11 protein-coding genes and 1 pseudogene are annotated in these 14144 nt (G+C 65.0%); 9 read left to right on the forward strand and 3 right to left on the reverse strand.

Features of this window, described 5'->3' with window-relative positions:
• Nucleotides 1–29 precede the first annotated feature (29 nt).
• The 3 genes from prfB to VIM12_RS19605 form a co-directional block, all read right to left on the reverse strand.
• A protein-coding gene (prfB, locus tag VIM12_RS19595) for a peptide chain release factor 2 (protein ID WP_331943820.1) occupies nucleotides 30–1134 on the reverse strand; the annotation gives its coding sequence in 2 pieces (ribosomal slippage) (nucleotides 30–1052 and nucleotides 1054–1134; 1104 coding nt in all).
• Between the two features lie 81 nt (nucleotides 1135–1215).
• Complete coding sequence (gene recJ, locus VIM12_RS19600) at nucleotides 1216–2910, reverse strand: single-stranded-DNA-specific exonuclease RecJ (protein ID WP_331943822.1); 1695 nt, start codon at nucleotides 2908–2910, stop codon at nucleotides 1216–1218.
• Nucleotides 2907–3965 carry a hypothetical protein gene (locus VIM12_RS19605; RefSeq protein WP_331943824.1) on the reverse strand — a complete coding sequence of 353 codons (1059 nt, stop codon included), beginning with the start codon at nucleotides 3963–3965 and terminating at the stop codon, nucleotides 2907–2909. Before VIM12_RS19605 ends, recJ begins: the two co-directional genes overlap by 4 nt.
• Nucleotides 3966–4059: 94 nt before the next feature.
• Between VIM12_RS19605 and VIM12_RS19610 the strand changes: the two genes are divergently transcribed.
• The 9 genes and pseudogenes from VIM12_RS19610 to eno form a co-directional block, all read left to right on the forward strand.
• Nucleotides 4060–5355: a lipoprotein-releasing ABC transporter permease subunit gene (locus VIM12_RS19610; protein ID WP_414691809.1), complete on the forward strand. Its 1296-nt coding sequence runs from the start codon at nucleotides 4060–4062 to the stop codon at nucleotides 5353–5355.
• Between the two features lie 8 nt (nucleotides 5356–5363).
• Entirely contained in the window at nucleotides 5364–6050 is a 687-nt protein-coding gene (gene lolD / locus VIM12_RS19615; protein ID WP_331943828.1) for a lipoprotein-releasing ABC transporter ATP-binding protein LolD, read from the forward strand.
• Entirely contained in the window at nucleotides 6040–6831 is a 792-nt protein-coding gene (locus VIM12_RS19620) for a TatD family hydrolase (RefSeq protein WP_331943830.1), read from the forward strand. Before lolD ends, VIM12_RS19620 begins: the two co-directional genes overlap by 11 nt.
• Nucleotides 6832–6894: 63 nt before the next feature.
• Nucleotides 6895–9378: a DNA internalization-related competence protein ComEC/Rec2 gene (locus VIM12_RS19625; protein ID WP_331943832.1), complete on the forward strand. Its 2484-nt coding sequence runs from the start codon at nucleotides 6895–6897 to the stop codon at nucleotides 9376–9378.
• 41 nt (nucleotides 9379–9419) lie between these two features.
• Complete coding sequence (locus tag VIM12_RS19630) at nucleotides 9420–10217, forward strand: alpha/beta hydrolase (RefSeq protein WP_331943834.1); 798 nt, start codon at nucleotides 9420–9422, stop codon at nucleotides 10215–10217.
• A 3-nt stretch (nucleotides 10218–10220) separates the two neighbouring features.
• A complete protein-coding gene (locus tag VIM12_RS19635; RefSeq protein WP_331943836.1) occupies nucleotides 10221–11153 on the forward strand; it encodes a lipid A deacylase LpxR family protein in 933 nt (310 codons plus the stop codon).
• Nucleotides 11154–11304: 151 nt separating this feature from the next.
• Nucleotides 11305–12963 (forward strand): CTP synthase, encoded by a 1659-nt coding sequence (locus tag VIM12_RS19640; protein ID WP_331943838.1) that lies wholly within the window; start codon nucleotides 11305–11307, stop codon nucleotides 12961–12963.
• Nucleotides 12960–13814: a 3-deoxy-8-phosphooctulonate synthase gene (gene kdsA, locus VIM12_RS19645; RefSeq protein WP_331943840.1), complete on the forward strand. Its 855-nt coding sequence runs from the start codon at nucleotides 12960–12962 to the stop codon at nucleotides 13812–13814. Before VIM12_RS19640 ends, kdsA begins: the two co-directional genes overlap by 4 nt.
• 168 nt (nucleotides 13815–13982) lie before the next feature.
• Nucleotides 13983–14144 (forward strand): annotated as a pseudogene (gene eno / locus VIM12_RS19650) (phosphopyruvate hydratase); the annotation flags it as partial.

Raw genomic sequence — 14144 nt, forward strand, 5'->3', positions numbered from 1 at the left:
CGGTCGATATAAGGAATGGCAGCTGCGGCCTACACGCCTTGCTTGAGAGAGGCCGCGATGAAGTCGTCGAGTTCACCGTCAAGAACGGCCTTGGTATTGCCGGTTTCGAAATTCGTCCGCAAGTCCTTGATACGCGACTGGTCGAGCACATAGGAGCGGATCTGGTGGCCCCAGCCCACGTCGGTCTTCGAGTCCTCCAGCTTCTGCTGCTCGCTCATGCGCTTGCGCAGTTCCATCTCGTAGAGGCGCGACTTCAGCATTTCCCAGGCCTCGGCGCGGTTGCGGTGCTGGCTTCGGTCGTTCTGGCACTGCACCACGATGCCCGAGGGCGCGTGCGTCAGGCGCACCGCGGAGTCGGTCTTGTTGATGTGCTGTCCACCGGCTCCCGAGGCGCGGTAGGTATCCACGCGGACGTCCGCGGGATTGATGTCGATGTCAATCGATTCGTCCACCTCGGGGTAGACGAAGATGCTGGAGAACGAGGTATGCCGGCCGTTGGCGGAATCGAACGGGGACTTGCGCACCAGGCGGTGCACGCCGGTCTCGGTGCGCAGGAAGCCGTAGGCGTAGTCGCCCTCGACTTTCAGGGTGGCGGTCTTGATGCCGGCCACTTCGCCTTCCGACTGCTCCAGGATCTCGACCTTGAATCCCTTGCGCTCGCAATAGCGCAGGTATTGGCGCAACAGCATCGACGCCCAGTCCTGGGCCTCGGTGCCGCCGGCGCCGGCCTGGATATCGATGAAGCAATTGTTCGGGTCCATCGGATTGGAGAACATCCGGCGGAATTCAAGGCCCTCGACCAGCTTGAGGATTGCCTGGGCGTCGCCTTCGATGGCGACGAGCGTGTCGTCATCCTGCTCGTCGCGCGCCATGTCGAACAGGTCGCGGGCGTCGCCAAGCTCGGCGTCGATCTTGACGAGGGTGTTGACGATGTCTTCCAGCGCTTTCTTTTCCTTCCCGAGGTCCTGGGCCCGCTTCGGGTCGTTCCAGACGTTCGGGTCTTCCAGCTCGCCGTTGACTTGCTCGAGTTTCTCGGACTTCACATCGAAGTCAAAGATACCTCCGAAGTTCGGCCGACCGACTGCTGAGGTCGGTCAACAGGGTGGAGAGGGCGTTGATGCGTTCGGCTTCCATGGCGGATTCTTGTGAAATCAAACCCGTCATTATACCCGACGGCCTCACCCGATTGGCCGGTCGAGGCCCTTCCGGCCGGGTTCAGGCGGCTTCCGCGTGCTCGACCAGCAATTGGACCCGCGTTGCCCCGTTGTACTCGTTGGCGTCGAGCCGATAAGCGATGCGGGCGCGTTCGGGAAGGTCGTCGACGTGGCCGAACCAGATGGCATCGTAGCGCCGCCCGCCTTTTTCCAGCGTCAGCTTCAAATGGCGTTCCTTCAGGATGCGCTGGTTGAGCACCCGGAACTCGTCGCAGAAGACGGGTGGCGAGAAACCCTGGCCCCAGACTTGTCCATCCATCAATTCGATGAACTGCGGCGTGAAGTAGGCTTCCTCCAGCGGGCCGTCGGTCTCGATGATGCGTTCGAGCTGATGTTCGCTCAGCCAGTCGCGCCCAACGGCCTCGAATGCCGCCGAGAAGTGGTCGAAGGCTTCGGCGCGTATGGTGAGGCCGGCCGCCATCGCATGCCCGCCGAACTTCTGGATCACGTCCGGCGCATGCTTTGACACCAGGTCGAGCGCGTCGCGCAGATGAAAGCCGGCAATGGAGCGGCCGGAACCCTTGATCAGCCCGTCGCCGCCGGGAGCAAATGTGATGGTGGGGCGATAGAACTTGTCCTTCAGCCGCGACGCCACGATGCCGATGACGCCTTGGTGCCAGCCGTCGTCAAAGACGCTGATGGTGGACCGGCTCTTCGGCTCGAAACTGTCGAGCAGCGCCAGCGCGGTGTCCTGCATGCCGGCTTCGATGTCGCGCCGCTCACGATTGATCGTGTCGAGTTGCTGGGCAATTGCCCATGCCCGGCCTTCGTCGTCCGTCGTCAGGCATTCGATGCCGAGCGACATGTCGGCCAGGCGGCCGGCCGCGTTCAGCCGCGGTCCGAGGGCAAAACCAAGGTCGAACGGCGAGGCGCGCCGCGCTTCCCTGCCCGAAGCGCGAAACAGCGCCGCGATGCCGGGATGCATGCGGCCGGACCGCATGCGCTTCAACCCCTGCGCCACCAGGATCCGGTTGTTGGCATCGAGCCTGACGACGTCGGCCACCGTGCCGAGTGCGACGAGGTCGAGCAGGGCGTCGAGCCGGGGCTGGTTCTGTGCATCGAATGCGCCGCGCCGGCGCATCTCGGCGCGCAGGGCGAGCAACACGTAGAACATGACGCCGACCCCGGCCAGGTTCTTGCTCGGAAAGCCGCACTGAGGCTGATTCGGATTGACGATTACCCGCGCGTCCGGCAGGGTGGCGCCGGGCAGGTGATGGTCGGTAACGACCACCTCGATTCCCAGGCGGTTCGCTTCGGCCACGCCGTCAACGCTGGCGATCCCGTTATCGACGGTGACGATGATGTCAGGTTGTTTTTCCCGTACCGTCAGGGCGACGATTTCCGGGGTCAGGCCGTAGCCGTATTCAAACCGGTTGGGGACGATGTAGTCCACCCGTGCACCCAGCGAGCGCAACCCTCGTAGTGCCACTGCGCACGCCGTCGCACCGTCGCAGTCATAGTCGGCCACGATCACCAGCTTCTTCCGCGCGGCGATCGCATCGGCGAGAAAGGCCGCGGCGGCATCGACATGCAGCAGGCCGGACGGCGCAATCAGCGCGCCGAGCTCGCTCGACAACTCGTCGATTGTAGCCAGGCCGCGCGCCGCAAAGAGGCGGGCAAGGACGGGGTGGATGCCTTGCTGCCGGAGCATCTCTGCGGTACGAAACGGATAGGGGCGTGCAACGATGCGGGTCATGGAACGAGGGGGGCGAGGCTGGGTTTGCGCCAGAATTTGCGGAGCGCGGGACGGGTCAACGTGAATTCCAACAGATGGTTGTCGTCCGACAGCAGGATCGACAGCCGCTCATGAACGCCGGATTTTACTCCTTCCAGCAGGGGGCCGAACCATGCCTCTTCGAGTTCCTGCACGCGCGCAAGCCAACTGCCCCAGTCGGCCGACAGGTAGTGCGGCACCAGCGCGTCGACCAGGATGAGCATGTTCCCTGCGCCATCCGACGGCAACATCGAGGCCGACCGGGCATGGACGGAGGCGCCGGCACACCGGCGGAATGCCGCGGCCCAGCCGTCCAGGTTGCAGGCGTGGGTGAAAGGGACCCCGGGCGCCGGCTGGTTAGGGGACGCGCCCGCCCAGAGCCAGAGGGAGTTTACGGGTTTCAGGCCGCGTGCTTCGCGCGCGGCATTCAGCGGGTGCGTGAACCAGTGCATCTGCACTTCGTTCTGCACTTTTCGCCACGCGCGTTCATGCGTCCCGCGCGGCATCCAGATGTCGATGTTATGGCCGGCCGCCGCGTCCGGCGTGGCGGTATCCATGTCCGTCCAGGCGTCGGCGCGCAGGAACCAGGTCTGCGCGTCGCCGTAGACCGCATCCAGCCCGTGTTCCTCGAACAAGGGGCGGGCAAGCGCAAAAAGCACGCGCGCCTCCTCGTCGCCGAGCGCCAGTTGCCTTGGGTCGGTGAGAACGAGGTGATCCCGGGCGACATGAATGTGGACTGGCTGCAGCACGAACCAGGTTCCCCGCGGCGCCTCCTTGCAGTATGTGTCGAGCAGGAGCCGGGCGACCGGCGGGCTGCTGTTGGCCGCGCCTGCATCCGCGATGCCGACGCGCGACGCCAGCCAGCGCTCATGCGGCAGCGCACGCTGGAAAGGGGCATCGGACTTCACGCCCACGACGTCCCTGTGCGCACGGGACAGCATGGTTGCAAGGGAAGGGGCTGGCAGCTGCCGCAGCATGTCGCCGGCCAGTTCGGCGGGGGGTAGCCCGAAGGGAATCAGTATTTCCGGATGACTCATTGACGCATTGTATGGCAAACTTCCCGCTTCATCGGATGTTGCCAAGAAATCCATAAAGTGATGCATCGCAATTCCCGCGGCGGCGGGATCGGCGATGATCTGGGCAATTCTTCAGGAGTCTTTTTTGAGCAAGTCCAGGAATGTCCCGTTCGAATGGCTGGTCGGCATGCGCTACACGCGCGCGGGACGGCGCAGCGGGCGCAACAGTTTCATCTCCTTTATTTCCCTGATCTCGATGGCGGGCATCGCGCTCGGCGTGGCGGCGCTGATCGTCGTGCTTTCGGTGATGAACGGCTTTCAGAAGGAAGTGCGCGACCGCATGCTGTCGGTGCTGTCCCACATCGAGGTGTTCGACGCCAATGGCAGCATGCCCGACTGGCGCGCGACAGCGAAGGAAGCCTTCCAGCTGGAGGAGGTGAAGGGCGCCGCGCCATACGTCGCGGCCCAGGCGATGGTGATGAAGGAGGACACGGTGCGTGGCGTCGTGATCCGCGGCGTGCTGCCGGAAGAGGAGCCGAAGGTATCCGACGTGGCGGGGCAGGTGCGCGACGGCAGCTTCGACGCCTTGCAGCCGGGGTCGTTCAACATTGTCGTCGGGCGCGAACTGGCGCGCGGCCTGCGCGTCAGTGTCGGCGACAAGCTGACGATGATCGCGCCACAGGGACAGATCACGCCGGCCGGCGTCCTGCCGCGGCTGAAACAGTTTACGGTAGGCGCCGTCTTCGAGGCAGGCCACAATGAATACGATTCAAGCCTGGCTTTCATCCATATCGACGATGCGCTACGGATGTTCAAGCTGGAAGCGCCGACCGGGCTGCGGCTGCGGGTGGAAGACATGCAGCGGGCCCCCGAGGTGGCGCTCGGGCTGTCACGCATCCTGAGTGGCAACCTGCTGATCCTGGACTGGTCCAAGCAGAATCGGACCTGGTTCGCCGCGGTGCAGACGGAAAAGCGCATGATGTTCATCATCCTGACGCTGATCATCGCCGTCGCGGCCTTCAACCTGGTGTCGACGCTGGTCATGACAGTGACCGACAAGCAGGCGGACATTGCCATCCTGCGCACGCTCGGCGCGTCGCCCCGCTCCATCATGAAGATCTTCATGATCCAGGGCGCGATGGTCGGTCTGCTGGGCACGGCGATCGGCGTCGGCCTCGGCGTCCTCGTCGCACTGAACATCGACGTAATCGTGCCGTTCATCGAGGGGCTGCTCGGCGTACAGTTCCTGTCCAAGGAAATCTACCTGATCACCTCCCTGCCTTCCGACCTGCGCTGGCCGGATGTCTGGACGATCGGCGGCGTCGCGGTGGTACTGGCCTTCCTGGCGACCCTCTACCCAAGCTGGCGGGCGGCAAACGTGCGTCCGGCAGAAGCACTGCGCTACGAATAGGAATCGGCATGGCTCAAACAGTACTTTCGTGCCGCGCACTGAAGAAGACCTTCACGCAAGGCAAATACGCGGTCGACGTGCTCCGTGGGGTCGACTTCAGCATCGACAAGGGGGAACGCGTCGCCATCGTCGGCGCCTCCGGTTCCGGCAAGTCGACGCTGCTGCATCTGCTCGGTGGACTGGACGTCCCGAGCAGCGGCGATGTCACCCTCCTTGGCAAGGACATCGCGCGGCTCAGCGAGTCCGCGCGGGGCGAGCTCCGCAATCGATCGCTCGGCTTCGTCTACCAGTTTCACCACCTGTTGCCCGAATTTTCCGCACTCGACAATGTCGCGATGCCGCTGATGATCCGGCGCGAGAACCGGTCCGACGCCCACCAGGCAGCACAGGAAGTGCTGGCGCGCGTGGGGCTGGCGAACCGCGTCTCGCACGTTCCCGGCGAATTGTCCGGTGGCGAGCGGCAGCGCGTCGCACTTGCGCGTGCACTGGTGACCCGTCCGGCCTGTGTGCTGGCCGACGAACCGACCGGCAACCTCGACCGCGCGACTGCGCATCGCACCTTCGATCTCATGCTGGAACTGTCGCGCACGCTCGGCACCGCGTTCGTGATCGTCACGCACGACGTCGAACTCGCGCGCCATTGCGACCGCGTGCTGCGGCTGTCGGAAGACGGGCTGCATCCGTATGTGGATTGACACGCATTGCCATCTCGATGCCGGCGAGTTTTCGGGGGAGCACGGCGATGTCGCCCGGCGGGCGTCGGAGCAGGGCGTTCACCAGGTCGTGATACCCGCGGTCGCGACCGGCAACTTCGATGCTGTGCGACAGCTCGCCGCAGAGCACCGAAACTGTGTCTACGCGCTCGGCATCCATCCCCTCTTTGTGCCGCAGTCCGGCGAGGAAGACCTCGAGCGGCTGCGCGACGCCATCCGTTCCGCGATCGACGACGCCAAGTTCGTGGCGGTCGGGGAGATCGGACTCGATTTCTTCATCCCGCAGCTGGCCCGGCCGGAGATGCGCGAGAAGCAGGAGCATTTCTACAGCGCGCAGCTGAAGATCGCGCGCGACTTCGGCCTTCCCGTGCTGTTGCACGTGCGGCGGTCGCAGGATCATGTCCTGAAGTATCTGCGCCGGGTCGACGTGGGCGGGGGCATCGCCCATGCGTTCAACGGCAGCTTCCAGCAGGCCGACGAGTTCATCCGCCGCGGCTTCAAGCTCGGTTTCGGCGGTGCGATGACCTTTCCGCGCGCGCTGCAGATACGGCGACTGGCGGCCGGCGTCAGCGAAGAGGCGCTGGTACTCGAAACGGATGCGCCTGATATTCCGCCGACCTGGGTGCACCCGGGCAGGAACAGCCCGGCCGAGCTGCCGCGTATCGGTACGGTGCTGGCGGAGCTGCGGGGCGTCCCGGTCGAACATGTCGCCGACATCACTTCACGCAATGCCAGGGCCGTCCTGACGCGGCTCCCGCGCTGAACAGTGCGGGCAGCGGCACTGGGCCTGGTTGCAGGCGCCTTCCTGCTGCAAGGACAAGCCGTCTTGCCATCGCTCGCCGTCCTCGCGGTATTGGTGCTGGCCGTGATTGCCGGCGCATGGTTTCTGCCTCGTTCTCTCGCGGTTCTTCACTTGCGCCTTGTGCCCTGCCTCGCGCCCAACGTTTTCCCAGCGCTCGAAGCGCCGGGCAGGACCATCGGGATGTTCATCTGCGGCGCGGCCGTCGGTTTCAGCTGGGCCGCCGGTTACGCCCACTTGCAGATGCGGGAAAGCCTGCCGGCCGAATGGGAGGGGCGGGACATCACCCTGGTCGGGACCGTCGCGAGCCTTCCGAATCCGTTCGAGCGGGGAGTGCGGTTCGACTTCGAGGTGGAGCGCCAGGTTTCGCCTGACAGGTCCGTGATGGTCGTGCCCGGACGGCTGGCGCTCTCCTGGCATGGCGGATTCAGCGACGATGATGCGTCGGCGCCGGCGCAACTCGAGCCCGGCGAGCGCTGGCAACTCACTGTTCGTCTCCGTCGGCCGCATGGCAATGCCAATCCCCACGGTTTCGACTACGAGGTCTGGCTGCTGGAGCGCGGCGTGCGGGCGACCGGCTATGTACGCCCGGATGCGCGCAGCATGCACAAGAACCTGCGCCTGGACGCATTTGTCGCGCGACCGGGAAACATCATCGAGCGCAGCCGTTCCTGGCTGCGCGAGCGCATACGGCGCGTATTGCAGGACAAGCCCTATGCAGGTGTGATCGTGGCGCTTGTCATCGGCGACCAGCGCGCGATCAGCCAATCTGACTGGGAGGTATTCAACCGCAGCGGCGTCGGCCACCTCATCTCCATCTCGGGCCTGCACATCACGATGATCGCCGGCCTGTTTGCCTCGGCAGTGCATTTCCTGTGGCGGCGCTCGTTCTTCACGCGGGCGGCATTGCCGCTGATCCTGCCGGCGCAAAAGGCGGCGGCGGCCGGCGGCGTACTCGCCGCGTTCCTCTATGTGCTGATGGCCGGATTCGGAGTGCCGGCGCAACGCACGCTGTACATGCTCACCGTCGTCGCGGCCGCACTATGGCTCGGCCGTGTCGCCAACGTGTCCGCGGTCCTGTGTGCGGCGCTTGCCGTGGTTGTCCTCATCGATCCCTGGGCGGTATTGTGGCCCGGTTTCTGGCTTTCCTTTGCTGCAGTTGCCCTCATCATGTTCACCACCGTCGGCCGCGCTGCGCCCGCGTCGGCCGGACAGGAGACATGGCGCGCCAGGCTGCTGCAGGCAGTCCGCGGCGGCACGCGGGTCCAGTACGCGATCACGGTCGGGCTGGTGCCGCTGACGATGCTGCTGTTCAGCCAGGTTTCGCTGGTAAGCCCGGTAGCAAATGCACTGGCCATTCCGCTGATCAGTTTCGTGGTCACGCCGCTTGCGCTGATGGGCAGCATGCTTCCGGCGCCGTTCTGCCAGGCGATGCTGCTGGTCGCCCATGCGGGCGTTGAGCTGCTTGCGTCCTTGCTGACACATTTGAGCGCGCTGCCGGCCGCGGTCTGGCAGGCGCCACGCCCGTCGCTCCCGGCCTTTCTGGCGGCGCTTGCCGGCACCCTGTGGCTGCTGGCGCCGGCAGGATGGCCGCTGCGGTGGCTGGGTGCCGTCTGGCTGATGCCGCTCGCGCTGACGGCGCCGGCGCGCCCGGAACCAGGTGGACTATGGGTGACCGCCCTCGACGTAGGGCAGGGCACGGCAGTGCTGATCGAGACGCACGGCCGGCGCCTGCTGTATGACACCGGGCCGTCGTTCGGGACGGACGGCGATGCAGGTGAGCGCGCAATCCTCCCCTACCTTCGGGCGCGCGGCATCGACCGCCTCGACGCCATGATGGTATCCCACGGCGACAACGACCATACTGGCGGGGCGCTTTCCGTCCTCTCGGAAATCAGGGTCGATCGGGTCTCGTCATCGCTGCCGGACGAGCACCAGGTGGTGCGCCGGGCGAAGTCGCATGCGCGTTGCAGGCAGGGCGAATCCTGGACATGGGACGGCGTCCATTTCGAGCTCCTGTATCCGTCCGCAGGGCAGTATGCGCGGAAAAAGTCCAAGCCCAACCATCGCAGCTGCACGCTGAAGATCACGGCCGGCAGCCATTCGGTCCTCCTGCCTGGTGATATCGAGGCGCCCCAGGAGGCGGAGCTGGTTGCCGGACTGGGCGACAAGCTCGCCGCGACCGTGCTGTTCGCGCCCCACCACGGCAGCGGCACGTCCTCCACCCCTGCGTTTCTCGATGCGGTCCGGCCCGAGATCGTCGTGTTCCAGCTCGGGTATCGCAATCGATACCGGCATCCGAAGACCGAGGTCTGGCAGCGCTATGCCGAACGCGGCGTGCAACGCCTGCGTACCGATGTCTCCGGCGCGATCAGCCTGCGGTTCGGCGAACAGGTCGAGGTCGGCGAGTACCGGGTCGAACATGGGCGCTACTGGTACAACCGGCAGCAGGTCGACACCGGCATGCCGCCGCAGGCGGCATCGGGCGAGGACAGCGCGGACGCTCGCTGATATTGCAATTACAATTCTCCGCGACCTCCAATTCACCGACCATGTCCAGACCCAACATCCACTTCGTGCACGCCAACAGCTATCCGGCCGGCACCTACCGCATCTTCTTCGACCATCTGCGCAAGCACTACCAGGTGCAGGCGCTCGACATGCACGCCCACAATCCCGCGTACCCGGTCAGCAACGGCTGGCCGGAACTCGTCAGGGAACTGCTGGATGAACTGGACGCGCGCTACACGGAACCGGTGGTCCTGGTGGGGCACTCGATGGGGGGCATGCTCAGTCTCACGGCCGCCCGGGCACGTCCGCAAGCGGTGCGCTGCGTGGTCCTGCTGGATGCGCCGGTGGTGGCGGGCTGGCGCGCTGCGCTGCTGCGCGTCGCCAAATCCCTCGGCGTGGACGCGCGCTTCTCCCCGGCCCGTGCTTCGCAGGTTCGGCGCCACCTGTGGCCAGATGCGGAATCGGCGCTCCGCCACTACGCGGCCAAGCCAATGTTTGCGGCATGGCCGCCGGAGGTCCTGCGGGATTACATCGAGCACGGCCTCGCGCCGCATCCGGAAGGCGTGACCCTGCGTTTCACCCGGGAGACGGAGACGGCGGTCTACCGCAGCCTGCCTCATCATCTTGGCGCTTTGACACGGCGCGGCTTCCCGGTGCCGGTGGGTTTCATCGGCGGCGCCGATTCCGCGGAATGCCGGCAGGCGGGACTGGCCGCGACACGCCGCCTGACAGGGAAGCACTTTGCCCTCGTGCCCGGCGGCCACCTGTTTCCGATGGCGTCGCCCGCCGCCGCCGCCGCCGCAGTGCACGCAATGATCCAATCCCTCATCATGGAGTAAAGCATGCCACTTTTCCGATTTTGCATTCCGGCGACCGTGCTCCTCGCCTCGCTGTGCCAGACCGTTCAGGCCCAGGACTTCTTCAGTGACTATGCAGCGGCACGAACGCACGGCACGGCGAGCCACCTGATCGATATCGACAACGACACCTTGCTATTGAACCGCAATGACGGGTTCTATTCCAGCGGCGTTCGCTACAGCCATGTGCACAGCGTCGATTCGGGCGCGCAGCTCGCGCGCTTCGGCTGGCGGATCGGCCAGGAGTTGTACACCGCTTCCGACATCAAGCTGCCGCCGGAGCAGGTGGGTCCGCCCGACCATCCCTATGCCGGCTGGATTTACGCCGGGCTGTTCAAGGAGACGCACCAGGCCGACGGCAGCGCATCCCGCTATGGCGTGGACTTCGGTTGCATCGGTCCTTGTGCAGGCGGCGAGTGGACCCAAAGGAATTTCCACCGCCTGATCGACCAACCGCTGCCGCGGGGGTGGTCCAGGCAGGTCAGGAACGAGTTCGGGGTGGTGCTGCACGGTGAGTCCGTTCCGGTCAGGTGGTCGCCGTCGCCCGGCATCGACATCACGCCAAGCGTCAGGGGGCGGTTCGGCAATATCTTCACCGACGCGGGTGGCAGCATCCTCCTGCGCGCCGGGCGCCTCAACGCGCTTCCGCACCATCCGACCCTGCACGGCTTCATGCGGGCAAGCGCGAGCGCCGTTGCCTGGAACGCCACCCTGCAGGGCGGGTATTTCTCGAATGGCCATCCGCATACGGTGAAGCCCGAGCGGCTGGTGGGCGAACTGGAAATCGGAGTGGCGTGGCAGGAGGGCGCATTCGGCGCACGCCTCGGCGTCATCCGTCGCGGCAATGAGATCCGGGATCTTCCCGACGCCACCGGTAGGCAGAACTTTGTCAGGCTCCAGGTCTCCTATACGCCCTGAGGGGGCCGACGTTCCGGTGTTGGCGGTGCGCGCGAAGCCTGTATATATCACCAGCCCGCGCGGCGATAAACTCCCCGGCCGGCGAGAATCCGGCGGTCGGTTTGGGGTATAATTTGAATTTCCCGCACGTGCCGTCCGGCACATCCCAGCAATGACCAAGTTTGTATTCGTTACTGGCGGCGTTGTTTCATCCCTCGGCAAAGGGATCGCAGCCGCTTCCCTCGCTGCGATTCTCGAGTCGCGCGGCCTCAAAGTCACCCTCATCAAGCTCGATCCCTATATCAACGTCGATCCGGGAACGATGAGCCCGTTCCAGCATGGCGAAGTGTTCGTCACGGACGACGGCGCAGAGACCGACCTCGACCTCGGGCACTATGAGCGTTTCATCACGGCCAGGATGAAGAAGCTCAACAACTTCACCACCGGGCAGATCTATGAATCCGTGATCCGCAAGGAGCGCCGCGGCGAGTACCTCGGCAAGACGGTGCAGGTGATCCCGCATATCACCAATGAAATCCAGGACTACATCCATCGCGGCGCCGAAGGCTTCGACGTGGCGCTGGTGGAAATCGGCGGCACGGTGGGTGACATCGAGTCGCTGCCGTTCCTGGAGGCTGCCCGTCAGCTGAGCCTGCGTGCCGGTCGCAACGCGGCCGCGTTCGTCCACCTGACGCTCGTTCCCTATATCGCCTCCGCCGGCGAGCTGAAGACCAAGCCGACCCAGCACAGCGTGCAGAAGCTGCGTGAGATCGGCATCTCGCCCGACGCGCTACTGTGCCGCGCCGACCGCCGCATTCCCGACGACGAGCGCGCGAAGATCTCCTTGTTCTCGAACGTGCAGGAAGACGCGGTGATTTCGGTCTGGGACGCCGACACGATCTACAAGATCCCGCAGATGCTGAACGACCAGGGCCTTGACCGCATCGTCTGCGAGAAGCTCGGCCTGGAAGCGAAGCCGGCCGACCTGTCGGTCTGGAACAGGCTGGTCTATGCGCTCGAACACCCGAAGGCGGAAGTCACCATCGGCATGGTGGGCAAGTACGTCGACCTGACCGAGTCCTACAAGTCGCTGACGGAAGCGCTGCGCCATGCCGGCATCCACACGGAGAGCCGCGTCAACATCGAATACCTGGATTCCGAGGAAATTGAAGCCAACGGCACCGAAGGTCTGGCCAAGTACGACGCGGTCCTGGTGCCGGGCGGATTCGGCAAGCGCGGCGTCGAGGGCAAGATCGCAGCCGCCCGTTTTGCGCGTGAAAACAAGATTCCTTATCTCGGCATCTGTCTCGGCATGCAGGTCGCGCTGATCGAGTACGCGCGCAGCAAGGCGGGCCTCGCGATGGCCAATTCCACCGAGTTCGATCCGGAGACCGAACATCCGGTCGTGGCGCTGATCACCGAGTGGCAGAACCACGACGGCAAGGTCGAGAAGCGGGATGCGAATTCGGACCTTGGCGGGACCATGCGCCTCGGCGCGCAGACCTGCGCGGTCAAGCCGGGCACGATCGCCGCGGAAATCTATGGCGAGAAGGTGACGGAGCGCCATCGCCACCGTTACGAGGCAAACAACCATTACCTCGGCCGCGTGGAAGAAGCAGGCCTGGTGGTGTCCGCGCGTACGCCGACGGAAGGCCTGTGCGAGATCATGGAACTGCCACGCACCGGCGACCAGGGTCATCCCTGGTATGTCGGGGTGCAGTACCACCCGGAGTTCAAGTCGACGCCGCGCGACGGCCATCCGCTGTTCATCTCATTCATCAAGGCGGCGCTCGCGCGCAAGCAGGCGTCGTCGCAAAGGAAAGCTGCATGAAGCTTTGTGGTTTCGACGCCGGCCTGGACCGGCCATTCTTCCTGATTGCCGGTCCGTGCGTGATCGAGTCCCTCGATCTGGCACTGGACACCGCCGGCCAGCTCAAGGAGCTGACCTCGTCGCTCGGCATCCCATTCATCTACAAGTCCTCGTTCGACAAGGCCAACCGTTCCTCGGGCAGCTCGTTCCGCGGCCTGGGCATGGAAAAGGGCCTGCAGATCCTCGCCGAGGTGAGGAAGCAGATCGGCGTGCCGGTACTGACCGACATCCACGAGATCGATGAGATCAAGCCGGTGGCGGAAGTTGTCGACGTCCTGCAGACCCCGGCATTCCTGTGCCGCCAGACCGATTTCATCCGCGCCTGCGCGCAGTCCGGCAAGCCGGTCAATATCAAGAAGGGCCAGTTTCTCGCGCCAGGCGACATGAAAAATGTCATCGACAAGGCGCGTGCCGCCGCTGCCGAGGCCGGCCTCGAGCAGGACAACTTCATGGCATGCGAGCGCGGCGTTTCGTTCGGCTACAACAATCTGGTCTCCGACATGCGTTCTCTCGCAATCATGCGCGAGACCAATTGCCCTGTCGTGTTCGATGCCACCCACTCGGTGCAGCTGCCTGGCGGGCAGGGCACGTCGTCCGGCGGGCAGCGCGAGTTCGTGCCGGTGCTGGCGCGGGCTGCCGTCGCAGTCGGCATCGCCGGCCTGTTCATGGAAACCCACCCGACGCCGGCGCAGGCGATGTCCGACGGCCCCAACGCCGTTCCGCTGGCGCGCATGAAGGACTTGCTGTCGACCCTGGTCGAGCTCGACCGGGTTGTCAAGAAGGCAGGATTCCTCGAAGCCAATTTTTCGTGATCGTTTTTGCGATTTCTGGGTACGGGTTGAGCGCCGGGCGGGAATAATCTTGCCCACCGGCGCATTGTCGCGCCGCCGTCCGCGCGCCGGAAGGGGGAAATCCCGGCGTTTGCGGAGGTCCGGCTGGCTGCGCACATCACAGCATTACTTTGATCTGGGAGATATGAAATGAGTGCCATCGTAGACATCATCGGCCGTGAAATCATCGATTCGCGCGGCAACCCGACCGTGGAGTGCGACGTGCTGCTGGAGTCCGGCGTGATGGGCCGCGCGGCGGTGCCGTCGGGCGCGTCGACCGGCTCGCGCGAGGCGATCGAGCTGCGCGACGGC

Origin of the sequence: Noviherbaspirillum sp., from assembly GCF_036563305.1 — a bacterium.
GTDB lineage: Bacteria > Pseudomonadota > Gammaproteobacteria > Burkholderiales > Burkholderiaceae_D > Noviherbaspirillum.